The organism is Thermosynechococcus sp. GLH187 (assembly GCF_031583395.1).
In the GTDB taxonomy this organism is placed as follows: Bacteria; Cyanobacteriota; Cyanobacteriia; order Thermosynechococcales; family Thermosynechococcaceae; genus Thermosynechococcus.
Window position 1 is genome coordinate 2,433,589 of sequence record NZ_CP134175.1, and the last position, 26,463, is coordinate 2,460,051.

General features: G+C 53.9%; 23 protein-coding genes. 15 read left to right on the plus strand and 8 right to left on the minus strand.

Going from position 1 to position 26,463, the window contains the following annotated elements; genetic code table 11:
- Nucleotides 1-36: 36 nt before the first annotated feature.
- From RHI63_RS11925 to RHI63_RS11950, 6 genes are all read left to right on the plus strand, one after another.
- The gene (locus tag RHI63_RS11925; RefSeq protein ID WP_206200343.1) at nt 37-1,173 is read left to right on the plus strand and encodes a 5-(carboxyamino)imidazole ribonucleotide synthase; all 1,137 of its coding nucleotides are present in this window, start codon (nt 37-39) and stop codon (nt 1,171-1,173) included.
- Between the two features lie 12 nt (nt 1,174-1,185).
- Nucleotides 1,186-2,721: a hypothetical protein gene (locus RHI63_RS11930; RefSeq protein ID WP_206200344.1), complete on the plus strand. Its 1,536-nt coding sequence runs from the start codon at nt 1,186-1,188 to the stop codon at nt 2,719-2,721.
- Between the two features lies 1 nt (nt 2,722).
- Nucleotides 2,723-3,016 carry a DUF2103 domain-containing protein gene (locus RHI63_RS11935; protein WP_206200345.1) on the plus strand — a complete coding sequence of 98 codons (294 nt, stop codon included), beginning with the start codon at nt 2,723-2,725 and terminating at the stop codon, nt 3,014-3,016.
- A gap of 3 nt (nt 3,017-3,019) precedes the next feature.
- Entirely contained in the window at nt 3,020-4,027 is a 1,008-nt protein-coding gene (locus RHI63_RS11940) for an ABC transporter permease (protein WP_206200346.1), read from the plus strand.
- Between the two features lie 133 nt (nt 4,028-4,160).
- Nucleotides 4,161-4,523, plus strand: coding sequence for a single-stranded DNA-binding protein (locus RHI63_RS11945; protein ID WP_206200347.1), 363 nt, complete (start codon nt 4,161-4,163; stop codon nt 4,521-4,523).
- 54 nt (nt 4,524-4,577) lie between these two features.
- Nucleotides 4,578-6,812 (plus strand): transglycosylase domain-containing protein, encoded by a 2,235-nt coding sequence (locus tag RHI63_RS11950; RefSeq protein WP_206200348.1) that lies wholly within the window; start codon nt 4,578-4,580, stop codon nt 6,810-6,812.
- Here RHI63_RS11950 and RHI63_RS11955 read toward each other — a convergent pair.
- Both RHI63_RS11955 and RHI63_RS11960 read right to left on the minus strand, forming a co-directional pair.
- Nucleotides 6,809-7,879, minus strand: a complete 1,071-nt coding sequence (locus RHI63_RS11955) for an ABC transporter ATP-binding protein (protein WP_310821632.1) — start codon at nt 7,877-7,879, stop codon at nt 6,809-6,811. The genes RHI63_RS11950 and RHI63_RS11955 overlap by 4 nt on opposite strands.
- A 267-nt stretch (nt 7,880-8,146) precedes the next feature.
- On the minus strand, nt 8,147-8,614 hold the full coding sequence (locus RHI63_RS11960) for a DUF4079 domain-containing protein (RefSeq protein ID WP_206200350.1): 468 nt from the start codon (nt 8,612-8,614) through the stop codon (nt 8,147-8,149).
- Between the two features lie 251 nt (nt 8,615-8,865).
- Between RHI63_RS11960 and RHI63_RS11965 the strand changes: the two genes are divergently transcribed.
- Nucleotides 8,866-9,801, plus strand: coding sequence for a DUF1517 domain-containing protein (locus RHI63_RS11965; RefSeq protein ID WP_302678397.1), 936 nt, complete (start codon nt 8,866-8,868; stop codon nt 9,799-9,801).
- Between the two features lie 3 nt (nt 9,802-9,804).
- Here RHI63_RS11965 and RHI63_RS11970 read toward each other — a convergent pair whose 3' ends face one another.
- Nucleotides 9,805-10,788, minus strand: a complete 984-nt coding sequence (locus RHI63_RS11970) for a glucokinase (protein ID WP_206200352.1) — start codon at nt 10,786-10,788, stop codon at nt 9,805-9,807.
- Between the two features lie 13 nt (nt 10,789-10,801).
- Nucleotides 10,802-11,533 carry a phosphoribosylaminoimidazolesuccinocarboxamide synthase gene (purC, locus tag RHI63_RS11975; RefSeq protein WP_302677432.1) on the minus strand — a complete coding sequence of 244 codons (732 nt, stop codon included), beginning with the start codon at nt 11,531-11,533 and terminating at the stop codon, nt 10,802-10,804.
- A 140-nt stretch (nt 11,534-11,673) separates the two neighbouring features.
- Between purC and RHI63_RS11980 the strand changes: the two genes are divergently transcribed.
- Both RHI63_RS11980 and RHI63_RS11985 read left to right on the plus strand, forming a co-directional pair.
- Entirely contained in the window at nt 11,674-12,480 is an 807-nt protein-coding gene (locus RHI63_RS11980; protein ID WP_206200354.1) for a helix-turn-helix domain-containing protein, read from the plus strand.
- Between the two features lie 10 nt (nt 12,481-12,490).
- Nucleotides 12,491-15,982: an AAA-like domain-containing protein gene (locus RHI63_RS11985; RefSeq protein WP_310821633.1), complete on the plus strand. Its 3,492-nt coding sequence runs from the start codon at nt 12,491-12,493 to the stop codon at nt 15,980-15,982.
- Here RHI63_RS11985 and RHI63_RS11990 read toward each other — a convergent pair.
- On the minus strand, nt 15,979-16,299 hold the full coding sequence (locus RHI63_RS11990) for an MgPME-cyclase complex family protein (RefSeq protein WP_011057339.1): 321 nt from the start codon (nt 16,297-16,299) through the stop codon (nt 15,979-15,981). The genes RHI63_RS11985 and RHI63_RS11990 overlap by 4 nt on opposite strands.
- A 132-nt stretch (nt 16,300-16,431) precedes the next feature.
- Between RHI63_RS11990 and RHI63_RS11995 the strand changes: the two genes are divergently transcribed.
- From RHI63_RS11995 to RHI63_RS12015, 5 genes are all read left to right on the plus strand, one after another.
- The gene (locus tag RHI63_RS11995) at nt 16,432-17,349 is read left to right on the plus strand and encodes an Rpn family recombination-promoting nuclease/putative transposase (protein WP_206200356.1); all 918 of its coding nucleotides are present in this window, start codon (nt 16,432-16,434) and stop codon (nt 17,347-17,349) included.
- Nucleotides 17,350-17,352: 3 nt separating this feature from the next.
- Nucleotides 17,353-18,234 (plus strand): Rpn family recombination-promoting nuclease/putative transposase, encoded by an 882-nt coding sequence (locus RHI63_RS12000; RefSeq protein ID WP_206200357.1) that lies wholly within the window; start codon nt 17,353-17,355, stop codon nt 18,232-18,234.
- A 3-nt stretch (nt 18,235-18,237) separates the two neighbouring features.
- A complete protein-coding gene (locus RHI63_RS12005) occupies nt 18,238-19,167 on the plus strand; it encodes an Rpn family recombination-promoting nuclease/putative transposase (RefSeq protein WP_206200358.1) in 930 nt (309 codons plus the stop codon).
- A gap of 129 nt (nt 19,168-19,296) precedes the next feature.
- Entirely contained in the window at nt 19,297-20,034 is a 738-nt protein-coding gene (gene fabG, locus RHI63_RS12010; RefSeq protein ID WP_206200359.1) for a 3-oxoacyl-[acyl-carrier-protein] reductase, read from the plus strand.
- A 25-nt stretch (nt 20,035-20,059) separates the two neighbouring features.
- Nucleotides 20,060-22,789: a valine--tRNA ligase gene (locus RHI63_RS12015; protein WP_310821634.1), complete on the plus strand. Its 2,730-nt coding sequence runs from the start codon at nt 20,060-20,062 to the stop codon at nt 22,787-22,789.
- Nucleotides 22,790-22,925: 136 nt separating this feature from the next.
- Here the strand turns inward: RHI63_RS12015 and RHI63_RS12020 are convergent, their stop codons facing one another.
- The 3 genes from RHI63_RS12020 to RHI63_RS12030 are packed head-to-tail and all read right to left on the minus strand — an operon-like array spanning nt 22,926 to nt 25,174.
- Entirely contained in the window at nt 22,926-23,282 is a 357-nt protein-coding gene (locus RHI63_RS12020; protein WP_206200361.1) for a ribulose bisphosphate carboxylase small subunit, read from the minus strand.
- Between the two features lie 30 nt (nt 23,283-23,312).
- Nucleotides 23,313-23,693, minus strand: a complete 381-nt coding sequence (rcbX, locus tag RHI63_RS12025; RefSeq protein ID WP_302677423.1) for a RuBisCO chaperone RbcX — start codon at nt 23,691-23,693, stop codon at nt 23,313-23,315.
- A gap of 53 nt (nt 23,694-23,746) precedes the next feature.
- Nucleotides 23,747-25,174, minus strand: a complete 1,428-nt coding sequence (locus RHI63_RS12030) for a form I ribulose bisphosphate carboxylase large subunit (protein ID WP_149819787.1) — start codon at nt 25,172-25,174, stop codon at nt 23,747-23,749.
- Nucleotides 25,175-25,587: 413 nt separating this feature from the next.
- Here RHI63_RS12030 and ylqF point away from each other — a divergent pair, with 413 nt between their 5' ends.
- Nucleotides 25,588-26,436, plus strand: a complete 849-nt coding sequence (gene ylqF, locus RHI63_RS12035; protein ID WP_206200363.1) for a ribosome biogenesis GTPase YlqF — start codon at nt 25,588-25,590, stop codon at nt 26,434-26,436.
- Nucleotides 26,437-26,463 lie beyond the last annotated feature (27 nt).

A 26,463-nucleotide genomic window follows, 5' to 3' on the forward strand; every position in this document is an offset into this window, starting at 1 on the left:
AGGACAATAGTTTCCGTTGAGTCTATTGCGGAAAGAGTGAACAAGGTAACTCAGATCGGTGTTATTGGTGGCGGTCAGTTGGCTTGGATGTTGGGGCTGGCGGCCAAGGAAATGGGACTCTCGCTGTGGGTACAAACGTCTGCGGCAACGGATCCAGCCGTCGCGGTTGCTGCGGGGGTCTGCTATGGGGCGATCGCCGATGTGGCAACGACAGCGCAACTGGCTAAGCAGGTTGATGTGATTACCTTTGAGAATGAGTTTGTCGATCTCGAGGGGTTGCAGCGCCTTGAACAGCAGGGGATTTGTTTTTATCCCCGCCTTGCCTCCTTGGCTCCCCTCTTGAACAAGTACCAGCAGCGCCACTTTTTGCAACAACTGGGGATTCCTGTACCCGCCTTTGGCTATTTGGGCGATCGCCCGCCCAGCATTCCCTGTGTGATTAAAGCCTGTCGCCACGGCTATGACGGCCAAGGCACATTTGTCATCTCCGATGAGCAGGCATGGCAGCAGTTTCAGCAGCGTTGGCCAGAAATTCCGCCCCAAGGGTTTTTGGTGGAAGCCTTTGTGCCCTATGTCAAAGAACTGGCGATCATGGCAGCGCGATCGCCCCAAGGAGACATTGCCCTATACCCCGTGGTGGAAACGCAGCAGGTGGCTGCCATCTGTCGCTGGGTGATTGCCCCTGCCCCGGTTGACCCCCAAGTGAGTGAGCAAATTCAGCAGATTGCCCGCCAAATCCTAACGGCACTTGATGCTGTGGGTATTTTTGGCATTGAGTTTTTCCTCACAGCCACGGGTGAGGTACTCGTGAATGAAATTGCGCCCCGCACCCACAATTCTGGGCATTACACCATTGATGCCTGCGTCACGAGTCAATTTCAGCAGCACTTGCGCGCCATTAGTGGCCAGTCCTTGGGCAGTCCCGCCATGCAGGTACCGGCAGCGGTGATGGTAAATCTCTTGGGCTTAGCCGAACCGCAGGTTGACTATGGGGCAAAATGTCAGGTCTTGGCGGCTCTCCCCCACGCGAACCTTCACTGGTATGGTAAAAGTCAAACCTACGCGGGTCGCAAGTTGGGTCATCTTACAGTGCTGTTGGCAGAACCAGCGGCAGCCCTACCCATGATCCAGCACATTGAAGCCCTCTGGTATAGTACGCCTGTTGCTGTGTGACCGTTCCTGCTAATGCGTTCTCACTCCTTCCCTCAGCCCCTTGATCGCGCTGCTTTGAGTGTGTTCCTTGTGGCGCTGGTGCTGACCCTTTTGCTGTTGTGGGGGGGCGATCGCACCCAGGCCCAAGTGCGGGACTTTACATGGCAAAACCGCGATGTGGGGTCTGACGATCGCGCCTTTATCCTCGCCTTTAATCGGCTGATGGATTGGTCATCGGTGGCGGCGCATCTCAAGATTGAGCCACCCCTTGAGGGCAAGGCCAGTTGGTCGGGTCGTCGTTTTGCCTACACGCTGACACAGCCGATTCCCTACGGTCAAACCTTCAAAGTCTCCCTCGAGGATGCCGTTTCTGTGCCCCAAGGGAAACCAATCAAACCCTTTCAGGGACAGTTTCGCAGTCGCGATCGCGTGCTGGTCTATCTTGGCTCCGGGGTTGAAGAGGGGCGCCTCATCCTCTATAACCTGACGCTGCAACGGAAGATATTCCTTACACCTGCCAATCTACGGGTGTTTGACTTTCAGCCCTATCCTGCTGGCGATCGCATTCTCTTTAGTGCCGGTCAGCGCGGCGAGCAAATGGGCTTTGACCCCCAACTGTACACCGTGACTACCGGGCTATACTTCAATGCCCCTGAAACCCCCCGCCGGCAACCTCGACCCGTGGGCGAAATTTCCCTGATCCTTGACAATAGCGAGTATCAAAACCTGCGCTTTCAGTTGGCCAATGATGGCAGCAAAATCGTGGTTCAGCGGGTAAATCGTCTCCAGCCTGCGGATAGCTCCCTGTGGCTCCTCGATGAAAATTTTCAGCCTCGGCGGCTCAACCAAGCGGCTGCCGGTGATTTTCGCATTGCCCCCGACAACCAGCATTTAATCATTGCCCAAGGGCAGGGGTTAGCGATTGTGCCCCTAGAAGCCGGCAATGGTGAGAGTGACTTTGACTTTTTGCCCCAGTATGGCATGGTGCTGGACTTTAGCCGCGATGGCCGGCAAGTGGCAGCGGTGAAGTTTAACCCCAATTTCTCGCGATCGCTCTATGTGGTGGACATCTTTGGCGAGCATAGGGAACTGCTAACCATCAATGGCTCAATCATTGCCGGCCAATTTGACCCCAAGGGGGAATTTCTCTATGCCATCCTCACCCGCATTGAAGGGGAAGGCCATTACCGCGAAGTTCCCTATCTTGCCCTCTTTGATCTGAAAACCAAGGAACTGTTCAAGCTCAAAGATTTTGACCCGCAGCAGGAACTCTACCTCAGCTTGGCACCCGATGGCCGTACATTGGCCATTGACGCTGTTGAGGGACGGGAAATGCCCGATGTGGTGGATAATAGCGATCTGTATAGCGAGACTGCCCCTGTCAACCCCAGTCCCAGTGATCTGGCAGAACTGCCCACTGACCCCCAAGCACCCCCCCCGCCACCGCGTCAACTTCCCCCCCAACAACATCAAATTTGGCTTTTCCCCCTAGAATTAAATCAAGATAAAATTGTCGTTGGGATGCCAGAACCTTTGGCACCCGGCTTGCACGCACGGTGGTTACCCTAACATGGCAGCAGGAACGGGTCGGGTCGTCCTCAATCACTCCACTCACATTGAAGGTCTCATTCCCGTCTTGGAAAAATTGGCCAAGGTGGCAGGCATTAGTACCCTCACGCCCGGTGTCATTGCTTCCGTCAAAGGGAAATCCCCCCATCTGCATCTACGGGTGTCGGTGCCCATCAAAGGTGGGTTTAAGGTGATTGCGCGGCGAGGCAAAACGGTGCAGGAGGTGTTTGTCATTACCCAACTGAGTGAAGCAGAACTCAAGGCTGCTATTGATGCCGTGCTGGCTTCCAAATGATCCATGCTCAAATCCATTGGCCAACGCTTTGAACCCCTTGGGAATGACACCAGCCGCCTTGTTCTCAAACGCTTGGGAGAAGCGATCATCACGCTGCTGTTGGCCTCGGCGTTGAGTTTTGCCATTATGCAGTTGGCACCGGGCAACTATCTGGACAATCTCAAGGCGGATCCCCAAATTTCTTTGGAACGCTTGCAGGAATTGGAGCGGCAATTTGGTCTTGACAAGTCGCCCGTGGAGCAATACTTGCACTGGCTGTGGCAGATGATTCGCTATGGCAACTTTGGCACTAGTTTTGTCTACCAGCGATCGGTGGCCTCCCTATTGTGGGAGCGGGTACCCGCCACCCTCCTGTTGTCCGTAAGTTCCATTCTGCTCACCTGGGGATTAGCCATTCCCTTAGGTATTTGGGCAGCGGTGACGCAAGATCGTTGGAGCGATCGCCTGCTGCGGGTCATTAGCTACATTGGCCAAGGATTTCCCAGTTTTATTACGGCTCTGTTGCTCCTGTTTCTGGCGCAAAGTACGCCTTTGTTTCCCGTAGGGGGCATGACCAGTTTGTTTTACGACGACCTCCCTTGGTGGGGCAAAGTTCTGGATATTGCTTGGCACCTGATTTTACCGACTATCGCCCTCACCCTCAGCAGTTTTGCGGGTTTACAACGGTTGATGCGGGGTAATTTACTAGATGTGCTGCGGCAAAACTACATTCAAACGGCACGAGCCAAGGGACTCCCAGAATCGCGGGTGATCTACGTCCATGCCCTACGCAATGCGGTGAACCCCCTCATTACCCTGTTGGGTTTTGAATTTGCCAGCCTCCTCAGTGGTGCTTTTATTGCCGAGTTTTTCTTTAACTGGCCGGGTCTGGGGCGCTTAATTTTACAGGCGGTAACTGCCCAAGATATTTACGTGGTCATGGCCAGCCTGATGATGGGGGCAGTGATGCTGATTATTGGCAACCTCCTTGCAGATTTACTCCTGAAATGGGCTGATCCCCGCATTCGGTAACCCCGCAGAACCCAATTTTTACAAAAATCTATAGAGAGGCAACAGCTGAGCAAGGCGCTGGCTGGGCTTTGAGGCAGTAGCACCAATGGAACCATGTACAATGGGGCAAAGAGCAGTTTGAGGCTAGTCAGCCATGGGTCTAAACGTGGTTCATCTAGTGGGTCGTGTCGGCAGTGATCCCGACGTTCGCTATTTTGAGTCGGGGAGTGTGAAGTGTCGGCTGACCTTAGCCGTGAATCGCCCCACCAAGGAGGATCAGCCCGATTGGTTTAACTTGGAAATTTGGGGAAAAACCGCTCAGGTGGCTGCTGATTATGTGCGCAAAGGAACGCTGTTGGGTATCAAGGGCAGTCTCAAGTTCGATCGCTGGCAAGACCGCAACACGGGGGCCGATCGCTCCTCGCCGGTCATTTTAGTTGACCGAATGGATATTCTCAGTTCCAAGCGGGATACGGATCCCAGTGCCGTGCCAGCGGGCTATGTGCCAGAAATGTAGGGATACAATTAGGTTGCCAGTGCGTCCAATATCATTGTCCCTATAGCTGCTGCCATGCCCAATCCTGCCCGCGATCTTTGGCAGTCCATGACTCAAACCGTCACCCAAGCGGTACAGACGGTACACTCTCGCTTTGATTGGCAACAGGTCTCCCTGCGGGAAAATGCCCGCACGCCCGAACTATGGGTGGAGTTCAAAGGTCAACGCCAAGTCTTTCCCTTGGTGGGCGATCGCTACATTCTTGGCCGCAGTCAGAGCCGCGCCGATATTATTGTCGATGCCGAAATTGTCAGTGGCACCCATGCCCGCCTCAAACGCCTCACCCCCACAGGGGTCTTTCAAATTCAGGATTTGGACTCCACCAATGGCATCTATCGCCAACGTAAGCGACTGCAAACGGCTGAGCTACACCATGGCGATGTGATCACCCTTGGACCACCGGAGGTGAAAGGCGCCGTTACCCTCCACTTCCACAATCCGCCCCCGCTATGGGTTGCGGTTCTCACCTACAGCATTTGGGGAATTATGGGCATCAGTGCCCTTGGGATTGGCTTGCTGAGTGTGGAAGCCAACAAAGTGGCGGTGCGTCCCCTGCCACCCCTAGAGCAAGGCCCGATTATTCTCCTTGATCGCCAAGGGGAACTGATCAATCCAGTCGAAGATCGCCCCCACCGCGAACTCAAACGGCTCAATGAGTTTTCCCCTTACTTAGTCCATGGGGTCTTGGCCTCTGAGGATGTGCGCTACTACTGGCACTTTGGTGTTGATCCTCTGGGCATGGCGCGAGCGGTAGTTACCAACCTATTAACCCGCCAAACACGCGAAGGAGCAAGTACCCTATCCCAGCAGTTGGCACGTACACTCTTTCGTTCCCATGTGGGGATGGATGAGAGCCTCGGCCGCAAGTGGCGCGAAATGGCGGTTGCCCTCAAGTTGGAATTTTTCTACAGCAAAGATGAGTTGCTCTTGGCCTACCTCAACCGTGTCTATCTGGGTATGGGCAATCGTGGCTTTGAGGATGCGGCGCAATTCTACTTTGATAAGCCTGCCAAAGACTTGACACTCAATGAGGCCGCCACCCTAGTGGGGATTCTGCCGGCACCGAACCGCTTTAACCCGGTGCGCGACTACGATGCGGCGGTGGATTATCGCAATCGGGTCATTTTGCGCATGGTGCAGCAGGGCTACATCAGCAAAGAAGAGGGCGATCGCGCCCGTCGCTCCCGCATTGAAATTAGCCCAAAGGCGCGAGAATGGCTCAGCACCCAGCGCTTTCCCTACTACACCGACCATGTCTATCAAGAACTGGCTCAACTCCTTGGCGATGAACTCGCCCAAGAGGGCAACCTGATTGTGGAGACAGGCCTAGACCCCCGCTGGCAAGAACTGGCCGAAACCAGTCTGCGCAATTTTATCACCAGCACTGGCAGCGCCTATGGGGTTCATCAGGGGGGACTGATTACCCTGCGGCCGAGGGATGGTCTGATTCTTGCCCTCGTGGGTGGCGTGGATTACCAAAAAAGCCAGTTTAACCGTGCCACCCTTGCCCTGCGTCAACCGGGCTCCACATTCAAGGTGTTTGTCTATACCGAAGCCCTCCTGCAAGGCCATAGGGCTGGTGAAACCTTTTCCTGCGCGCCCGTCTTCTGGCAGGGGCAACAGTTCGAGGGCTGCCGTGGGGGGGGTGGTGCCATGGATTTAGCCACCGCCTTAGCCCTTTCGGAAAATCCGATTGCTTTACGTCTTGCCCAAGCCGTTGGTTTAGAAGCCACGATTCGATTGGCCAGAGCAATGGGGATTACGACGCCTCTGCAAGCGGTGCCCGGCCTTGTTCTCGGTCAAAGTGAGACGACCCTCCTTGAAATGAGTGGTGCCTTTGCCGTAATCGCCAATGAAGGACAGCGCATTCCCCCCCATGCCATTGTTTCGGTGCGCGATGGCGGTGATTGTAAAAGTACAAACGACTGGCAGACCTGTCGCCTGATCTATGCCGCGAGTGATGAAAGGCCTCAACGGGTGCTCGATCCAGCGATCGCCAATGAAATGACGCATTTGCTGACAGCTGTTGTCAGCCGGGGAACGGGTCGTGCCGCTGCCATTGGTCGTCCAGTCGCTGGCAAAACCGGCACTACCAATGATGGTCGCGATCTTTGGTTTATTGGCTATGTGCCCACTGCCGATGTTCTCACCGGAATTTGGCTGGGCAATGATGATAATAGTCCCAGCCAAGGCAGTAGTGGGTTGGCTGCTGCTCTTTGGGGCGAATATATGGGGCGTGCCCTAAATTAGAGTTCCTTGGGAAAGAAACGCACCGCTTGCGCGGCCACTTTCACAGGGGTACCAACGGGTAAATTCACAGCAAGGGGCTGGCGGGCATGGAAATCTTGACCGGAGGGCAGTTGAATGCAGTAGCGATACTCGCGACCAAGGAACTGGCGATCGCGAATCACAAAGCAGCTGGTTGCCGCAGTGTCTGGCTGCAATTGCACATCCTCTTCCCGAATCATCACCTCCCCTTCCCTCTTGGGGAGTGCTTCCGGCAGGGGAAACACGCCAACATCCGTGAGCACTTGAGAACCTTCAGCACAGGCGGGCAAAAAGTTGGCTTGGCTAATAAACCCAGCCACAAATCGCGAGGCCGGGCAGCAATAAATCTCCTCCGGCGTGCCCACCTGTTCAATTTTTCCTTTGCCCATAACGGCTAAGCGATCCGACAGACTCAGGGCTTCCTCCTGATCATGGGTCACAAAAATTGCCGTTGTCCCTGTGCCCTTGAGAATTCGGCGTAACTCTTCCCGCAGTTGCAGCCGCACTTGGGCATCCAGATTACTCAGGGGTTCATCCAGAAGAATCACCGCTGGTTGGGGGGCGATCGCCCGCGCCAAGGCAACTCGTTGCTGTTGGCCACCCGACAATTCATGGGGATAGCGCTTTTTCAGATCCGCCAGCTGCACTAGAGCCAAAACTGCTGCCACCCGCTCCTGAATTTGCTGCTTGTTCAGGCCTTGTTGTTGCAAACCAAAGGCAATATTCTCCGCCACTGTCAAATGGGGAAACAGGGCAAAGTCCTGAAAGACCATGCCCAAAGACCGTTGCTCAGGGGGCACAAAGACATTGGCCGCGGCCACACAGCGATCGCCTACCCTAATTTCCCCGGCATCGGGCGTGTCCAGACCCGCAATTAAGCGCAGTAAGGTTGTCTTGCCACAGCCTGAGGGTCCTAATAGACCCAGAATTTCCCCCTCCTGAACCCAGAGGCTGACATCGCGAATCGCAGCAAAGCGGCCAAAGGATTTATGTAAGTGCTCAACTTGGACGGCTGTTTGAAGCGTTGGCATCAGGGGAAGTGTGGTCATGATCACCCAGAAAGCGAACTGTCTGCAATCAGTAAAGCGAAGGAGCACCCACTGCATTAGGAATTATTTGCAGTACAGCCCTTTTCTGAAATATCGGGTACGTCAGGTAAGTGAAATGCTGACCCACACGTGCTTTTGCAGTGCTAAGCATATTCATCCCTGTGAAAAGGGCTGTAATTAGTGCTCCTCATATTCTGGCACAAAAGTCCTCGCTTGTTGCAGAGATTTTGCAATTGCTACACTCGCTGCCTAGGTTGCCATCCGCATCTAACTAGCATTGAGAATGCGTTGCACAATTTGCAGACCCGTCACCGCCTGCCAACCAAAGAGGATCACCAGAAACAGGTTGAGGGTCATGTGCAGGGCTCGAGCCGTCTCACTGCCCTTTTGCATAAAGGGAACTAAGCTAGCGGAAAGGGCAATCAGAGCCGTCATGGTCAGACCCACAATCAAGTGGGGCCCGACAAAGAGCTTGCCATTATTGATATAGGTCACAGCCATACCGCCAATCGTGCCCATCACCATTAGGGCGAGTAAGATGGCGCCAACTTGGTGGTGTTTGACGTTCACCTTGGCTTGGATCAGCGCTTTCTTTTCCTCGCCACTGAGGGAGCGCAGGCGACGGGTTTGAATCCCTAAATACATGGCATAAAGTGTGAGCGCAAAAAGAATCCACATCAGCACCGGGTGGGCAAAGGTAATCACCGGCTTAAGAGGCTCAGGAATTTCAATCATTGTTTTCGTGAACAGAACTCGGCAGGCAAAGCATTCATCGAAAGTTTGCTTTTCATATCGTAATACAGCCCTTTTCTAAAATATGGCCTACACCAAGGGGGCGCGAGGCTTCCGTAATTTTGACTGCTGCCAGCGTGTTCCATCCCCGCGAAAAGGGCTGTAGGGTTTACCCATCTGTTCTAAAGATGACAAAACGTTAGACTGAGAGCAGGACCTCTCCTTCGGTGTGTCAATCCTTGGGAACACGATTTATGATGAAAACTTTTTGGCAACGTCTCAAATCTGTCACCGCCATTGTGGCAGTGGGGGTATTGATTGCCCATCTTATCCTTGATAGTGGTGCCGCATGGGCCGCCCGCAGTGGTGGACGTGTCGGGGGTGGCTCCTTTAGTCGTCCGGCGCCCACCCGTTCCTACGGTGCCCCCCGCAGTGATTACGGCGGCTATGCTCAGCCCGTTCCAGTCTATGGCGGTGGTTTTGGCTTTCCCTTCCTGATTCCCTTCTTTGGTTTTGGCGGTGGCTTTGGCGGCCTATTCACGATCATTATGATTGGTGTGCTGGCCAATATCTTGATCTCCACCTTCCGCAACTTCCGCAATAGCAGTGATGAGTCAGAAATCTACCAAGACAACCCCGTGGTCTCGCTACATACGCTGCAGGTGGGACTCGTCGCCCAAGCTCGCGAACTCCAAGAGGAACTCAATCAACTAGCCCTCACTGCCGATACCGCAACGCCCGAAGGTCTCACCAAAGTGCTGCAAGAGGCAACCCTTGCCCTGCTGCGCCATCCCCAATACTGGGTCTATGCCCATGCCAGTAGCCAAGAAACCAAGCTGTTGCAAGCAGAAACCGCCTTTAACCAACTGGCACTTGCGGAGCGCAGTAAGCTGAGCGCTGAAACCCTCTCCAACTACCGCCGTGACATTAAGCAAACAGCGATCGCCCCCATTGTCAGCAATGATGTGGGTGAATATATTGTTGTAACTTTGGTGGTGGCTGCCACGGGTCGCTTGAAACTGCCCGCAGTCAATAATGACCTAGAGCTACGGCAAGCGCTGCAACAGTTGGGAGGCATTGGTAGCGATCGCCTACTGGCGGTCGAATTGCTCTGGCAACCCCAAGCCATTGGTGACACCCTCACTGCCGATGAGTTGCTAATGGCCTATCCACAACTGAAGCACCTCTAACCCCTAGGCCCCCTGAGCGGCTAAATGTACCGCGCCCCGCAATCCCACCTCTGGATTCGTAATCACTGCAACGTACAACTGCTCCATCAGGGGGCGAAATCGTCCCTTACTCACAAACCCTTGGCGAAACGTGCCATCGGTCATTTTCGGCAGAATTTTGGGGGCAATCCCTCCGGCAATCAGCACCCCCCCCAAGGGCAAACTTTTCAGGGCAAGGTTGCCAGCCTCTGCCCCATAGGCATCCACAAACATCCGTAAGGCTTCTGCACACAGAGGATCCCCCTCAAGGCCGTATTGACTGATCACGGCGGCGCGATCCTCCACCTCTGCCATGGCTGCTGCAACCACTGCTGATTCGGGAGCAAAGTGGACACTCTTGAGATACTCGTAAATTGCCACTAGCCCCGCGCCAGAAACCACCCGTTCCACAGAAACTCGCTCGTAGGTTTGCCACAAATAGCGCAATAGACCCATTTCCTGTTCATTGCGGGGTGGAAAGTCGGTGTGGCCACCCTCTAGGGGCATCACTTGGTAGCGATCGCCCTGCCAAATCATCAGTGCTTCCCCCAAGCCAGTACCCGCTCCCAATAGGGCAATAGGCGCTTGGGGACGCCGCGGCCGCTCCTGAAGGACAACAAAATCCGTCGGCGGTAATACTAATGCACCATAGGCTACGGCTGCAAAATCATTCAGCAGCGTCACGCAAGGGATCTGCAATGCCGTTTCTAATTCGGCACCACTGACCCGCCAGCCCAAATTGGTGACCTGAGCCACTTGGTCAATCACAGGCCCCGGAATCCCCAGACAAGCCCGCTGTGGATGGGCAGGACTCTCCTTGAGGAACGTTTGCAAAAGAGTTGTCAAGTCAGGGAAATCGCGGCTGGCGTATTTCGCCCTGTGAAGCAAATGCCAATCACTGCCCACCACATCCCATAACTCGATGAGAGTTTTTGTGCCACCCACATCGGCGCCAAGTACAACGGTCATTGCCCACCCCTTGCTAACTCACGCTATGGGCTAACACTCGCTGCATCACGAGGGCGTAGGCATCCTCAATGGCGCCCAAATCTTGGCGAAAACGATCTTTATCGAGAATGCGCTTTTTAGGATCACTTTCATCTTGATTCCAGAGGCGGCAACTGTCGGGACTAATTTCATCCGCTAAAAGAATCTCCCCCGTCGGACTGCGGCCAAACTCCAGCTTAAAGTCCACCAAGGTAATGCCACACTCCGCAAAAAAGCGACTGAGATGGGTATTGACGGCCAAGGCCATTTCCTTGATCGTTGCAACTTCCTCATCTGTAGCAATCTGCAATAGGCGCAGGCGATCGCCTGTAAGGAGCGGGTCACCAAGATCATCATTCTTGAGGTAAAACTCCACCAAGGGGGGATTGAGTTCTAATCCCAAGGGCAATCCCGTCTGCCGACAAAGGCTTCCCGCTGCCCGATTGCGCACCACCACCTCAAGGGGAATAATCTCTACTCGCCGAATGTGCATCTTGTTTGGCGCCACTTGAGCAATAAAATGGTTGGGGATGCCCTGAGCCGCCAGATACTGAAACAAATGGCTGGCGATCGCGCAGTTCATCACTCCCTTGTTTTGGATCGAGCCACGCTTCTGGGCATTAAAGGCGGTGGCCTCATCCTTGAACTCCGCCAGCAAGATGTCTGGATCCGCTGTGGCATAAATAATCTTTGCCTTGCCTTCGTACAAGGGAGAGAACTGAGTCATAAAAAGAGGTGCGTCTAAAAGCCAGATCTAGCCTAGCAAAGGCAGTCCCCCAATCCACAGCAGCTTGCTATAGGATAATCCCAATGGCTAAACCCCTCTTCGGCAAATTGGCATAGACTGACGGCAGGAGATAGATAGCGATGCCTCACTTCAGTAATCAACAGGCAGAAAAACTGGCAGAAATTGGTGCCTTCCTCCGCGAAAAGCGAGGGGAAGTGGGTCTAAGTCTTGAGGAGGTGGCCGCCAAAACGTTGGTGCGCCAGTCAATCCTTGCAGCCATTGAAAATGCCAACCTTGAGGAGTTGCCCGAACCCGTCTATACCCAAGGATTTATTCGCCGTTTTGCCGATGCCCTTGGCCTTGATGGCAAAAGTATTGCCGCCAATTTTCCAACAGTGGCTGACCCTGTGGAGCGCCCCGATAAACCCAGTCTTCCCAGGGGCGATATAGGTTGGCAGTTGCGCCCAATTCACCTCTACCTAATGTACTTTGCCCTCGTGGCAGCAGCAGTGGCTGGGTTGGCCTATCTCTTTCGTCCTCAAGCCCAAAGCATCACCGATTTAGCCCCCGCACCGACACCTACCGCGTCCCCCAGTCCCACACCCACCCCCACAGCAGCGGCAACACCGACGCCCAGCCCCACGACCCCTGAAACGGTTGAGGTCAAGTTGTCCCTCTCCGATGCCTCGTGGCTCGAGGTGGAAGCCGATGGTCGAGTTGTCTATGCTGGTATTTTGGAGTTGGGAACAGAGCGCAGTTGGCAAGCCAAGGAGCGTTTAATTGTCCGCACGGGGAATGCTGGCGCTGTCAAGGTGAGTGTCAATAATGGTCCGTCCCAACCGATGGGGCAACTGGGAGAAGTGACAGAAAAAGAATTTCTTGCTAGTCAGGCCACTTCAGAGAGGGCAACCACGTCAACAGCACCGGAGCGTAGCGTTTCCAACTAGGTCACCCTCAATGGATGCAGCAACCACCTATCAAGTGGGGGGCAGTTTACCGACCACATCGGCAGTCTATGTCCGACGGCAAGCGGATGCGGATCTGTTGGCTGCCCTGACCGCTGGTGAGTTTTGCTATATTCTCAATTCGCGGCAAATGGGCAAATCCAGCTTGCGGGTGCAAGTAACACAGCAATTGATCACAATGGGGTACCGCTGTGCTGCCCTCGACATTACCAAAATTGGCAGCCAAAATATTCAACCCGAGCAGTGGTATGCCAGCTTTGTGGGTGCCCTCATTCAGGGATTTCAGTTAACTGATGTGGTCTCCTTGCGCGCTTGGTGGCGCGATCGCCAGCTGGTGTCACCCATTCAGCGCCTCAGTGATTTCGTAGAAACAGTGCTGCTTGCCCACACCCGTGAACCCCTTGTCATTTTTATTGATGAAATTGATAGTTTGTTGAGTCTGCCCTTTTCCACCGATGATTTTTTTGCTTGGATCCGCGCTTGTTACAACCAACGGGCAGATTATCCCGAATATCAGCGCTTAACCTTTGCTCTCTTTGGCGTGGCCACCCCCGATCAACTGATTCAAGATAAGCAACGCACCCCCTTTAACATTGGTTGTGCCATTGATTTACAGGGATTTACCCTTGCGGAAGCCACCCCCCTACTCAAGGGCATTGCCCATCTTAGCGACAACCCCGATCAACTCTTGGCGGAAATTCTCAATTGGACGGGTGGCCAACCCTTCTTGACCCAAAAACTCTGTCGCCTGCTGCAACACCACGGGTCATTTATGCCGGCGTCAACCCTCTCCCATGAGTTAGCCCAGTTTGTCCAAGAGCATATCCTTCAGGATTGGGAGCGGCAAGATGAACCCGAACACCTCAAGACCATTCGCAATCGCTTGCTGGCCGATGAACAGCGCATCGGTCGTCTCTTGGGTCTCTATCAGCGGGTTTTAGAAACGGGGGGTATTCCCCTTGATGGCAGTAGTGAGCAGCGAGCCCTCGCTCTAACGGGATTGGTGTGCCAGCGCCAAGGCAAATTGCAGGTGTTTAACCCCATCTATGCCCAAGTTTTTGATGCCCAGTGGGTTGAGCAACAGTTGGCACAACTGCGCCCCTACAGTGAGGAGTTCCAAGCATGGCTGCGCTCTGGGGGCAGTGATAGCTCCCGTCTCCTGCGGGGACAAGCCCTTGAGGAAGCGTTGATCTGGGCCAGTGGCAAAAGCCTCAGTGATCTGGATTATCAGTATCTTTCTGCCAGTCAGGAGGCCAACCAGAAAGCGATTCAAGACACGTTACTGCTCGAGCGCCAAGAAAAGGAGACGATCAGTGCTGCCAACCGCATTCTCGAGGCAGCTCGCCAAAAAGCCAGTCGTCTGACCCGCCGCGCCCTCATGGCTCTTGGTATTGTTTCTGTGATTTCTCTGGGGGTAGCGGCAATTTTGGCAAAAACCTATGCAGATCTACAAGCCTCCCAAGAAAGTCTAGTCCTTGAGCAAACCAGTAATGATCTTCTGGAACAGTTTCAAGCCCAAGAGTTACCCGCCCTTTTAGCAGGTATTGAGGCAGGACGCCACTTAAAACGACTGGTGGGCGATCGCCCCCTGAGTCAATACCCTACGACGCGCCCCCTCTTTGTGCTTAATTTTCTCCTCGATCACATTCAAGCCCGCAACCAATGGCAGAGTGACAATACCCCCCTGATGGCGGCCTTTTTGACGGCTGATGGTCAGCAGTTCAGCATTAGTGAAAGCGGCGTTGTCGAATTTTGGCGAGTGAACGGCGAGCGACTGAGTGCCCAGTCTTTGGAGATTGGCAATGTCAAACTGGCACGGATCAGCCCTAGGGGCGATCGCGTGGGTCTGCTCAATAATAAGGGCGAAATTTCCCTGTGGCGTGTCGAACTGCAAAAACTTATCTTTGAACGGCGTTTGCCTGCCTTACCGATCAATAACTTTCGCTTTAGTCCAGAGGGGCAGGAGTTGGCGGCCACCACAACTACAGGGGATATGCTGCGTTGGAGCCTTGAAGGGGAATTACTGGCCACTATTCCCACCCCTAGCCAGAGTATCAATAGCTTGAGTTATGCCATCAGGGGCGATCGCTTGGCCACTGCCGATGAAGAAGGCTGGATTCGGGTTTGGTCTCGTCAGGGGGAACTGCTCCAAGCATGGCAAGTCCAAGCCGATCTTCCCGTTCCCCAAACCAGTTTGACCTATCTCAGCAATGGCCAACTGGCGACGGTAGGCAAAGATGGCACCCTCCGCCTTTGGAAGACCAAGGGGCAACAAATCAATCAATGGCGTGTCAGTGCAGCCCCAGTGTATTTTGTGGGTACGTCTCCTGTGGGCTATCGTCTATTGACCCTGAGCACAGATAACACGATGCGTCTGTGGCAGCCAACGGGTGAACTGATTGCTGAGTTGGGGAGTCATGAACGCCTGATCAATACCGTCAGCTTTAATCCAACGGGGTCAGTGCTCCTCAGTAGCGATCGCGGGGGGCAAATGACGCTGTGGTACCTCGATCATCACCGCACGGAACACTGGTTTGCCGATCAAGAAAGTATTTGGACAGTGGCCTTAGATCCCCAAGCAGCCACAGTGGTCACGGGGGGCAAAGATGGTCGCGTCAAGTACTGGCAACGGGATGGCACGCTCCTTGCCACAACCCCAGTTCTCGATCCTCAAGGCATCAACCAAGTGCTCTTTAGTCCCAGCGGCCAACGGGTAGCGATCGCCACCAAAGGGGGAAAATTAGTGATCTGGAACCTTGCGGATCGCTCCCAGCAAATCTGGCAACTGCCCATCGAGGCTACCCTCTACACCGTGTCCATAGATCCCCAACGACGGTACTTAGCCGCAGGCGATGAAAAAGGCACCATTTATCTTGTTGACCTCCAGCGGCCAGAGAACATTCAAAAGCGCAAAAGTGAAGGGGAAATTTGGAGCCTCAGCTTCCATCCGACACTCCCCCTGCTGGCGAGTACGGGGTCTGCGGGCACAATTGAGGTCTGGAATTTTGAGGGCGATCGCCTTGCCTATCGCCTGAACCCTGATGCAGGATGGCTGGCCAGTCTTGAATTTAGTGCCAACGGCCAATTTCTAGCGGCGGCTGGCGAAAGTGGCTCCGTCTATTTGTGGTCAATTCACGGCAAGAATGCCCCCAGCAACCCCCGTGTGTTTCGTGCTCACCAGCGCAGTATTGTCAGTCTCGGTCTTAGCCCCGATGGTGAAATGATTGCCACCGCCTCCCCCGATCGCAGTGTGCGGGTTTGGAACCAAAGAGGCCAGCTCATTACACTGATTGATCGTATTTCTGCCATTCCCTACAGCGTTGATGTGAGTGGCCAAGACGAACTTTATGTGGCGATTGGTACCGAGGATGACGAGGTCTTGATTAGCCCGCTGGCCACCCTAGGACAGTTATTAACCAGCGCCTGTGACTGGCTCAAGGACTACCGTCAACAAAATCCCGATGTTGCTCAAGCCTGTCCCTAAACGCTTGCAAGGGAAGCAAGGGGATTCGGAACCTCCTCGCTGGTGAATTGCCCCATCAGCACATACTCCAAGCGCAGCTTCAGCCACTGAATAAATTGCTGGTTGGTGGAGATAATGGCTGCGGCGGGCTGTGGACAACGCGCCTTCTGTTCAGCAAACTGGGGCTGCTCTAAAAACGCCGGCTCGGGCACCAGCCAAAAATCAATCTCTTTGCCTTGCTCCCGATAGTGACGCTGTCGCTCGCGAAACACTTCCTCAAGGGGTTCTTCCTCAGTCAAAAACTTTTTGCTTGCGAGAATGTAATAGTACGTCGCCATAGGGATCTATGCAAAACCACAACATATTCTATACAGTCCTCAGCTTAGCATAGGGGGAACCCCTGCCTCCATAACACTCTAGTTCTGAAGTTTTCTGAGGTTTCTGGTCGGAGCGATCGCTCTTCCTAGCCCATGCACCGCGACTCCCTCTTTTACCAACTGTTTGCCCAGCTGCCCCAAACCCTCTTTGACCTCTTGGGCAGAGACACACCGCAGGGGTATCGTTTTGAATCCGTGGAACTCAAGCAAACGGCCTTTCGCATTGATGGCGTCTTCGTGCCCCCCGACCCCTCGGGAATAGTCTATTTTTGTGAAGTGCAGTTTCAGCGGGACAACACCTTCTACGAACGATTCTTTGCGGAAATCTTTCTCTATCTGCGGCTGTATCGTCAAACCTTCTCTGATTGGCAAGCGGTGGTTATTTATCCCAATCGCCAAGCAGAACAAGAGTGTTTTGAGCCGTATCAATTGTTAGTGAATAGCGATCGCCTGCGTCGGGTCTATTTGAATGAACTCGGTTCACTTGAGGCGTTGCCATTGAGCCTAGCCCTGATGCAGCTCACCGTGTTACCCGAAGCAGAAATGCCGACAGCAGCACGGTTGCTGGCAGAGCGCACTCGCACAGAGGCAGTGCCAAGGCCAGAAGCCATAATGGAGTTAATCACAACCATTGTGCTCTACAAGTTCACCAAGCTGAGTCGCGAGGAGGTACTGCGCATGCTGGGGTTTACCACTGAAGAACTAAAGCGGACGCGATTTTATCAAGAAGTGTATGCTGAGGCACGAGAGGAAGGGCGACAAGAGGGGCGACAAGAGGGGCGACAAGAGGGGCGACAAGAGGGACGAGAAGAAGGACGGCAAGAAGGATTGCAGCAAGGAGAAGCAGCCGTTGTCCTACGGCAGTTAAGGCGGCGGTTTGGTAGTGTGCCCAATGACCTTGAAGAACGGATTCGTCAGCTCTCTCCCGATCAAATCGAAGCGTTGGCAGAAGCACTCCTAGACTTCACTGGTCTAGAGGAAGTGTTTGCGTGGCTAAATCGCTCTTCCTAGCCCATGCACCGCGACTCCCTCTTTTACCAACTGTTTGCCCAGCTGCCCCAAACCCTCTTTGACCTTTTGGGCATAGACACCCCTCAGGGGTATCGTTTTGACTCCGTGGAACTCAAGCAAACGGCCTTTCGCATTGATGGCGTCTTCGTGCCCCCCGACCCCTCGGGAATAGTCTATTTTTGTGAAGTGCAGTTTCAGCGGGACAACACCTTCTACGAACGATTCTTTGCGGAAATCTTTCTCTATCTGCGGCTGTATCGTCAAACCTTCTCTGATTGGCAAGCGGTGGTTATTTATCCCAATCGCCAAGCTGAACAAGAGTGTTTTGAGCCGTATCAATTGTTAGTGAATAGCGATCGCCTGCGTCGGGTCTATTTGAATGAACTTGGTTCACTTGAGGCGTTGCCATTGAGCCTAGCCCTGATGCAGCTCACCGTGTTACCCGAAGCAGAAATGCCGACAGCAGCACGGTTGCTGGCAGAGCGCACTCGCACAGAGGCAGTGCCAAGGCCAGAAGTCATAATGGAGTTAATCACAACCATTGTGCTCTACAAGTTCACCAAGCTGAGTCGGGAGGAGGTGCTGCGCATGCTGGGGTTTACCACTGAAGAACTAAAGCGGACGCGATTTTATCAAGAAGTGTATGCTGAGGCACGAGAGGAAGGGCGACAAGAGGGGCGACAAGAGGGGCGACAAGAAGGATTGCAGCAAGGAGAAGCAGCCGTTGTCCTACGGCAGTTAAGGCGGCGGTTTGGTAGTGTGCCCAATGACCTTGAAGAAGGGATTCGTCAGCTCTCTCCCGATCAAATCGAAGCGTTGGCAGAAGCACTTCTAGACTTCACTGACCTAGAGGAAGTGTTTGCGTGGCTAAATCGCTCTTCCTAGCCCATGCACCGCGACTCCCTCTTTTACCAACTGTTTGCCCAGCTGCCCCAAACCCTCTTTGACCTTTTGGGCATAGACACCCCTCAGGGGTATCGTTTTGACTCAGTCGAGTTGAAGCAAACCGCCTTTCGCATTGATGGCGTCTTCGTGCCCCCTGACCCCTCGGGAATAGTCTATTTTTGTGAAGTGCAGTTTCAGCGGGACACTACCTTCTACGAACGATTCTTTGCTGAAATCTTTCTCTACTTGCGTCTGTATCGCCAAACCTTCTCTGATTGGCAAGCGGTGGTTATTTATCCCAATCGCCAAGCTGAACAAGAGTGTTTTGAGCCGTATCAATTGTTAGTGAATAGCGATCGCCTGCGTCGGGTCTATTTGAATGAACTTGGTTCACTTGAGGCGTTGCCATTGAGCCTAGCCCTGATGCAGCTCACCGTGTTACCCGAAGCAGAAATGCCGACAGCAGCACGGTTGCTGGCAGAGCGCACTCGCACAGAGGCAGTGCCAAGGCCAGAAGTCATAATGGAGTTAATCACAACCATTGTGCTCTACAAGTTCACCAAGCTGAGTCGGGAGGAGGTGCTGCGCATGCTGGGGTTTACCACTGAAGAACTAAAGCGGACGCGATTTTATCAAGAGGTTTATGCTGAGGCACGAGAGGATGGATTACAGCAAGGATTACAACAAGGACTACAGCAAGGACTACAGCAAGGACTACAGCAGGGATTGCAACAAGGATTGCAACAAGGACTACAGCAAGGAGAAGCAGCCGTTGTCCTGCGGCAGTTAAGGCGGCGGTTTGGTAGTGTGCCCAATGACCTTGAAAAACGCATTCGTCAGCTCTCTGCCGATCAAATCGAAGCGTTGGCAGAAGCACTCCTAGACTTCACTGACCTAGAGGCAGTGTCTGATTGGCTCGATCGCTCCGCCTAAGAATACTGCCTCGCGTGTTGATCTATTTGGGTTGACATGCCCTAGACCCAAGAGGGGTAACATCGGCTGTTAAAATTTGTGATGGACTATCCATACGTGCAGCATTTTTGCCCTTAGGAGAGAACTGATTTGAGCGAAGCAGCCGTTGCCATTGTCACTGGTGCCTCACGGGGAATTGGTCGGGCGATCGCCCTCGAACTGGCGAAAGAAGGAGCCACTGTAGTTGTCAACTACGCCCGTTCTGCTGAAGCTGCCCTTGAAGTGGTGCAAATGATTGAACAGCAAGGGGGAACAGCGATCGCGATTGCTGCCGATGTATCTATCCCTGAGCAGGTCGATACCCTTGTGGCCAAAACGGTGGACACCTATGGCCGCGTCGATGTGCTGGTCAACAATGCCGGCATTACCCGCGACACGCTGCTGCTGCGCATGAGCCTCGAGGATTGGCAGGCGGTGATTAACCTGAACCTGACGGGGGTCTTCCTGTGTACCCGTGCGGTGAGTAAACTGATGCTCAAGCAAAAGCGGGGACGAATTATCAACATTGCTTCGGTAGCCGGGCAAATGGGCAACCCTGGCCAAGCCAACTACAGTGCTGCCAAAGCAGGCGTGATTGGGTTTAGCAAAACTGTGGCCAAAGAACTCGCCAGTCGGGGCATTACCGTGAATGCCGTTGCCCCCGGTTTTATTGCCACTGAGATGACCGCTGGACTCAAGGCAGAGGACATTCTTAAATTCATTCCCCTAGGGCGGTATGGCGAACCCACAGAGGTGGCAGGGATGGTGCGCTTTTTGGCCTTGGATCCGGCAGCCGCCTACATTACGGGGCAAGTCTTCAATGTGGATGGTGGTATGGTGATGGCCTAGGCGCCTTGGAGTAGTGCAGCAACCCATGACCGACGCGATTACCCTCCCCAGTCAATACGATCCCAAGCAAACCGAGGCCAAATGGCAACAGCTTTGGGAAAGCAGTGGTGTCTTTCACGCCGATCCCAACCACCCTGGCAAGCCCTATTGCATTGTCATTCCGCCTCCGAATGTCACCGGCAGTTTGCACATGGGTCACGCCTTTGAGCACGCCCTGATTGATGTGCTGATTCGCTATCACCGCATGATTGGTCGCAACGTCCTCTGGCTGCCGGGGACAGACCATGCCAGTATTGCTGTTAGCACGATTTTGGATCAACAGTTGCACGCGGAGGGCACCAACCGCTTTGCCTTGGGACGAGAGGCCTATCTGCAGCGGGCTTGGGCGTGGAAGGAGTCATCGGGCAATACGATTGTCGGCCAAATTCGTCGCTTGGGACTGTCGGTGGATTGGTCGCGCGAACGCTTCACCATGGACGAGGGGTTGTCGCGGGCGGTGCTGACCGCCTTTAATCGCCTCTATGAAGCAGGGCTGATCTATCGCGGTAAGTATTTGGTGAACTGGTGCCCCGCCAGTCAATCGGCAGTCTCGGATTTAGAAGTGGAAAACCGTGAAGTACAGGGGCATCTCTGGCATTTTCGCTATCCGCTGACGGATGGCTCAGGATATTTGGAGGTGGCGACGACCCGGCCAGAAACGATGCTGGGAGATACAGCGGTGGCGGTTCACCCTGAGGACGATCGCTATCGCCATTTGATTGGCAAAACGCTGCGGCTTCCCCTGATGAATCGGGAAATTCCCATTATTGGCGATCCCTTAGTAGATCCGACCTTTGGCACCGGCTGTGTGAAAGTCACCCCAGCCCACGATCCCAATGATTTTGTCATGGGGCAACGCCATCACCTACCCATGATTAACCTGATGAATAAGGATGGCACCCTCAATGAGAATGCTGGCGAGTTTGCAGGTCTGGATCGCTTTGTGGCGCGTAAACAGGTGGTGGCTCGCCTAGAGGCAGAGGGCTTTTTGGTACGGGTGGAGGACTATAAACACACCGTTCCCTATAGCGATCGCGGCAAAGTCCCCATTGAACCGCTCCTCTCTACTCAATGGTTTGTGAAAATTCGTCCCCTCGCGGATGCTACCCTCAAGGCACTGGATAAAAAGCACTCCCCCCGCTTTATCCCCGATCGCTGGGCAAAGGTCTATCGCGATTGGCTGGTGAACTTACGGGATTGGTGTATTTCACGGCAACTGTGGTGGGGGCATCAAATTCCCGCTTGGTATGTGGTCAGTGAAACCGAAGGCAAAGTGCGCGATGACACGCCCTTTGTGGTGGCCATGGATGAGGCCGCTGCCCGCGCCAAGGCGATCGCCCAATTTGGCAAGGAGATTCAGCTCCAGCAGGATCAGGACGTACTGGATACGTGGTTTTCCTCTGGTCTATGGCCCTTTTCTACCCTCGGCTGGCCCGATGATACGCCAGACTATCGCTGCTATTACCCCAACACCACCCTTGTGACCGGGTTTGACATCATCTTTTTCTGGGTGGCGCGGATGACTATGATGGGGCAGTACTTCACGGGTAAAATCCCCTTCCGCGATGTCTATATCCACGGCTTGGTGCGGGATGAAAACAACAAGAAAATGTCCAAGTCTGCCAACAATGGCATTGACCCGCTGATCTTAATTGAAAAATACGGTACTGATGCGCTGCGCTATAGCTTGGTCAAGGAAGTGGTGGGCGCCGGTCAGGATATTCGCTTGGCCTACAACCGCAAAACCGATGAATCGGCAACCGTCGAGGCGGCTCGCAACTTTGCCAACAAGCTCTGGAATGCCTCTCGCTTTGTGTTGCTGAATCTAGAGGGACAAACCCCCAGCCAGTTGGGGACACCACAGCGGCGGGACTTGGCGGCCAGCGATCGTTGGATTCTCAGTCGCTACCACACGGCCATTCAAACCACCCGCGAACGCATTGAAAGCTATGGCCTTGGGGAGGCGGCTAAGGGACTCTACGAATTCATCTGGGGGGATTTTTGCGACTGGTACATTGAACTGGTGAAACCCCGTTTGCAAGGGGAAAACACCAAAGCTAAGCGCACGGCGCAACAGGTGCTAGCCACGGTTCTCGATGGTATCCTGAAGCTGCTCCATCCTTTCATGCCCCACATCACCGAGGAAATTTGGCACACGCTGCATCAGGTGGGAGACAGTGAAGTTTTAGCGGTACAACCCTACCCGAAAGTGAATCGCCGCGCCATTGACCCTGACCTTGAAGCCCAATTTAGCCTTTTGATTGAAACCATCCGCACCCTTCGCAATCTGCGGGCAGAGGCAGGGATTAAGCCGGGATTGTATATTACGGCCTTGATTGAGGCCAGTGCTGAGGAAGCACCGATCTTTGAGGCTGGGGCGGCAGATATTCAACACCTAGCGCGCCTTGAGTCGCTAACCATTGGCACCGACCTGCAAATTCCGCAGCAGGTGTTTAGTGGTGTGGTTGGCAAAAGCGAGGTGCTCATTCCCCTAGCGGGGGTCGTGGATGTGGCGGCCTTGGTGGCCAAACTCCAGCAGGAGGGCGAGCGCCTGACCAAAGACATTCAATCTTTAACGGCTCGCCTCAACAACCCCAATTTTGTTAACAAAGCCCAACCAGAGGTGGTGGCTATGGCTCAGGCGCAACTGACCGCTGCCCAACAGCAACTCGCGATTATTCAGCGCCGACTCCAGTCGCTAAGTGCCGATGCCTAAACCCAATCCTGATCAGTAGAAAACAGCACCGCAAGCAGTTGAAGCCTACTTGTGTGATCGCTCGCCTCGTTAACGTGCAATAAAAAATAGGGGGGTGTTTCCCCCCCCCCTAAAATGGACTGAGAAAATCTCAGCCTTAGTAGCGATAGCCGCCGTAGCCGCTGTTGGCCTGATTGGGCTTGTAGACAATAAAGCCCATCACTTGGCACTGCTTGATATTGTCAAAGGCCACCACCCGGATAAAGCAGTTAGGATATTCCGAGCGGCACTGCTGCACCTCGTTGAGCACCTCTTGGGCATTGGTGCAGTTAAACAGGGGCAGCTTCCACATCGTCCAGTAGTGAATCTCAGCATCAGAGGTTTCGTTGAACTCTACGCAGGGGTGGTAACCCTGATCAATCGCGTACTGGATTTGCCGCATAATTTGGGCATCACTGAGGGGAGGCAGGTAGGAGAAAGTTTCGTAACGACGCTCTTTGGGCAGTGTTTTCATAGGTTCCTCAATTGGTTCACAGTCAACAAATTATTCAGGAGTTTCTGGATGGCTGCTCTCAACATTGGCTTCCGACACTTGGGTCATCCGCTCCAGTTGTTGACAGCGTTGTTGCAAGTTGGCCTGCTGGATGCCCGCACGTAACATTTCTGGTAGATAGTCCGCCACCATTTCCGCGAGATGTTCGCGTACCGTGAGGATGCGAAAACCGAGATCGGGCTGTTCGCGAAAGAGAGCTTCCAAGTAGCGTTCACCATCTTGGATACTTTCTTGACTCGTGAACTGGTGTAGCCAGAGCGATCGCGGTGGATCGGTTTCGGCCAGTTGCCCAATCACGGTTCGCACGGCCTGATAGGTGAGATAACTCATCAGGGTTTTGGTGGTTTGCTTCGCAATGTGCTTGACATCCATAGACCTACGGGGAAATCGTTGCCGTAGCTCCGATTGAACCCCAACTGCACCACCTAGATCGTGTCTTGCGCTTCAAACTCGAACTTGATTTCTTTCCAGAGTTCGCAGGCAGCAGCCAGTTCTGGACTCCAGCGAGCGGCTTCGCGGATGATGTCGCTGCCTTCGCGCATCAGGTCACGACCTTCGTTGCGGGCTTGGATGCAGGCTTCAAGGGCGACCCGGTTCGCAGTTGCCCCCGGTGCATTCCCCCAAGGGTGACCAAGTGTGCCGCCCCCAAATTGCAGCACAGAATCATCACCAAAAATGTCCACCAGTGCGGGCATGTGCCAGACGTGAATGCCACCAGAAGCCACCGCCATCACTCCTGGCATCGAGGCCCAGTCTTGGGTGAAGTAAATGCCACGAGAGCGATCCTGCTCAATGTAGTTTTCCCGCAACAGATCGATAAAACCAAGGGTGATGGCTTTATCCCCTTCCAGCTTACCGACAACGGTACCGGTGTGGATGTGGTCACCCCCAGACATCCGCAAGCACTTGGCCAAGACCCGGAAGTGGATGCCGTGGTTTTTCTGACGGTCAATCACAGCGTGCATAGCGCGGTGAATGTGCAGTAGCATGCCATTGTCACGGCACCATTTGGCCAAGGTAGTGTTGGCAGTGAACCCCGCGGTCAGGAAGTCATGCATGATGATGGGCATTTCCAGTTCTTTGGCAAACTCTGCCCGCTTCAGCATTTCCTCGCAAGTGGGAGCGGTTACGTTGAGATAGTGGCCTTTGATTTCGCCAGTTTCGGCTTGGGCTTTGTGAATGGCATCGGCAACGAAGAGGAAGCGATCGCGCCAGCGTTGGAAGGGCTGGGAGTTGATGTTTTCGTCATCTTTGGTGAAGTCCAGACCACCGCGCAGACATTCATAAACGGCACGGCCATAGTTTTTCGCCGACAGACCCAGTTTCGGCTTGATCGTGCAGCCCAAGAGGGGACGACCATATTTATTCAATTTGTCGCGCTCCACTTGAATCCCGTGGGGGGGGCCTTGGAAGGTTTTCAGGTAAGCCACCGGAATCCGCAGGTCTTCTAGACGCAGCGCTTTGAGGGCTTTGAAACCAAACACGTTCCCCACAATGGAGGTCAGCATGTTGGTGACGGATCCTTCTTCAAAGAGATCCAGCGGGTAGGCAATGTAGGCGATGAACTGATTATCTTCACCCGGCAGGGGTTCGATGTCGTAGCAGCGACCTTTGTAGCGATCCAAGTCGGTCAGCAGGTCGGTCCACACGGTGGTCCATGTCCCTGTCGAGGATTCTGCGGCAACGGCGGCGGCAGCTTCCTCAAAGGGCACGCCCGGCTGCGGGGTCACACGAAAGGCCGCTAGAATATCGGTATCTTTGGGAGTGTAATCAGGGGTGTAATAGGTCAGGCGGTAGTCTTTTACCCCTGCCTGATACCCAGCTTTCTGGGATTTGGATTGCGTATAGGCCATAGACGTTTTTCCTCTTTAACAGTGACTGTGCCGAATAGAGCAATCTCTACGGGCAACCTTTGCAATGGGTAGTGTGAACGCTACGATTCCCCCAAAATGGGGCAAAATTGAGCAATGCAAAACTCAGCGAGATGATGCAACCATCCGCAAGCCTGTGATATCGTCGTAGGTCTTATGCTTAAGCATCAGCTTAGTTGATACCCAATGCAATAACTTTTGCTTTGGAGATTCTTAATTATTCTATAGGTTTGGGTTATCAATCTTTAGAGTTGTTTATAGGTTTCTAATCAGAGGCGCACAACCATAGTGCTCTGTCTATTCAAAAACGATTGAGGATTATCTGAAATCAATTGAATGGCGTTCATGGGGGGCGATCGCTCTATTGTTTTTGCAAAAAAGGGGGTGGAATTTCTATGAGTCCGATCATTCAATGGTATCCCGGCCACATTGCTAAGGCAGAACGCGCCCTTAAGGAACAACTGAAACAGGTGGATGTGATCTTAGAAGTGCGGGATGCACGGATTCCCCTGGCCAGTTACCATCCCCAAATTCGTCAGTGGGCTAGTGGCAAGCACCGCCTCTTAGTGCTCAATGGCATGGACAGGATTAGCGATCGCGATCGCCAGCAGTGGCTGACATGGTTTGAGACCCAAGGAGAAACCGTCTTTTTCACCAATGCGCAGCGGGGGGAAGGGATTCGCCAACTCCAACAGGCGGTGGTGCGGGCAGGGGCTGCCATGAATCAACGCCGTCAACAGCGGGGCATGCAAGTAAGAGCCGTACGGGCTGTGGTTCTGGGGTTTCCCAATGTGGGCAAGTCAGCACTGATTAATCGCCTTTTGCAGCAGCGGGTGGTCGAGAGTGCCGCTCGGCCGGGGGTAACCCGGCAACTGCGCTGGGTACGTTTGTCTCCCACCTTGGAACTTTTGGATGCGCCGGGGGTGTTGCCTATGAACTTCAAGAATCAAGAGGCGGCGGTGAAACTGGCCATTTGCGATGACATTGGCCAAGCTGCCTATGATCCTTGTCGGGTGGCGCCGATTCTTGTTGAGCTACTGCACCAGTTGGGACAGGCCGATCGCCTCAGCGATCGCTATGGTCTAGCCGTCACCGACACGGGTGAAACCTATCTTCATGATCTCGCCAGTCGCCGCTACCATGGGGACTTAGAACGGGCGGCTCGTCAACTTTTGCAAGACTATCGCCGAGGGTACTTGGGGGCGATCGCCCTTGAGCGTCCCCCTTTGCAAGATAATATGTAAGTATTTCTGCAATTTTAATTGCTGTGC

Coding starts and splice junctions, on each gene's coding strand:
- RHI63_RS11930 (WP_206200344.1), top strand. CDS start 1,186: ATGCGTTCTCACTCCTTCCCTCAGCCCCTTGATCGCGCTGCTTTGAGT.
- RHI63_RS11935 (WP_206200345.1), top strand. CDS start 2,723: ATGGCAGCAGGAACGGGTCGGGTCGTCCTCAATCACTCCACTCACATT.
- RHI63_RS11940 (WP_206200346.1), top strand. CDS start 3,020: ATGCTCAAATCCATTGGCCAACGCTTTGAACCCCTTGGGAATGACACC.
- RHI63_RS11945 (WP_206200347.1), top strand. CDS start 4,161: ATGGGTCTAAACGTGGTTCATCTAGTGGGTCGTGTCGGCAGTGATCCC.
- RHI63_RS11950 (WP_206200348.1), top strand. CDS start 4,578: ATGCCCAATCCTGCCCGCGATCTTTGGCAGTCCATGACTCAAACCGTC.
- RHI63_RS11955 (WP_310821632.1), bottom strand. CDS start 7,879: ATGACCACACTTCCCCTGATGCCAACGCTTCAAACAGCCGTCCAAGTT.
- RHI63_RS11960 (WP_206200350.1), bottom strand. CDS start 8,614: ATGATTGAAATTCCTGAGCCTCTTAAGCCGGTGATTACCTTTGCCCAC.
- RHI63_RS11965 (WP_302678397.1), top strand. CDS start 8,866: ATGATGAAAACTTTTTGGCAACGTCTCAAATCTGTCACCGCCATTGTG.
- RHI63_RS11970 (WP_206200352.1), bottom strand. CDS start 10,788: ATGACCGTTGTACTTGGCGCCGATGTGGGTGGCACAAAAACTCTCATC.
- purC (WP_302677432.1), bottom strand. CDS start 11,533: ATGACTCAGTTCTCTCCCTTGTACGAAGGCAAGGCAAAGATTATTTAT.
- RHI63_RS11980 (WP_206200354.1), top strand. CDS start 11,674: ATGCCTCACTTCAGTAATCAACAGGCAGAAAAACTGGCAGAAATTGGT.
- RHI63_RS11985 (WP_310821633.1), top strand. CDS start 12,491: ATGGATGCAGCAACCACCTATCAAGTGGGGGGCAGTTTACCGACCACA.
- RHI63_RS11990 (WP_011057339.1), bottom strand. CDS start 16,299: ATGGCGACGTACTATTACATTCTCGCAAGCAAAAAGTTTTTGACTGAG.
- RHI63_RS11995 (WP_206200356.1), top strand. CDS start 16,432: ATGCACCGCGACTCCCTCTTTTACCAACTGTTTGCCCAGCTGCCCCAA.
- RHI63_RS12000 (WP_206200357.1), top strand. CDS start 17,353: ATGCACCGCGACTCCCTCTTTTACCAACTGTTTGCCCAGCTGCCCCAA.
- RHI63_RS12005 (WP_206200358.1), top strand. CDS start 18,238: ATGCACCGCGACTCCCTCTTTTACCAACTGTTTGCCCAGCTGCCCCAA.
- RHI63_RS12015 (WP_310821634.1), top strand. CDS start 20,060: ATGACCGACGCGATTACCCTCCCCAGTCAATACGATCCCAAGCAAACC.
- RHI63_RS12020 (WP_206200361.1), bottom strand. CDS start 23,282: ATGAAAACACTGCCCAAAGAGCGTCGTTACGAAACTTTCTCCTACCTG.
- rcbX (WP_302677423.1), bottom strand. CDS start 23,693: ATGGATGTCAAGCACATTGCGAAGCAAACCACCAAAACCCTGATGAGT.
- RHI63_RS12030 (WP_149819787.1), bottom strand. CDS start 25,174: ATGGCCTATACGCAATCCAAATCCCAGAAAGCTGGGTATCAGGCAGGG.
- ylqF (WP_206200363.1), top strand. CDS start 25,588: ATGAGTCCGATCATTCAATGGTATCCCGGCCACATTGCTAAGGCAGAA.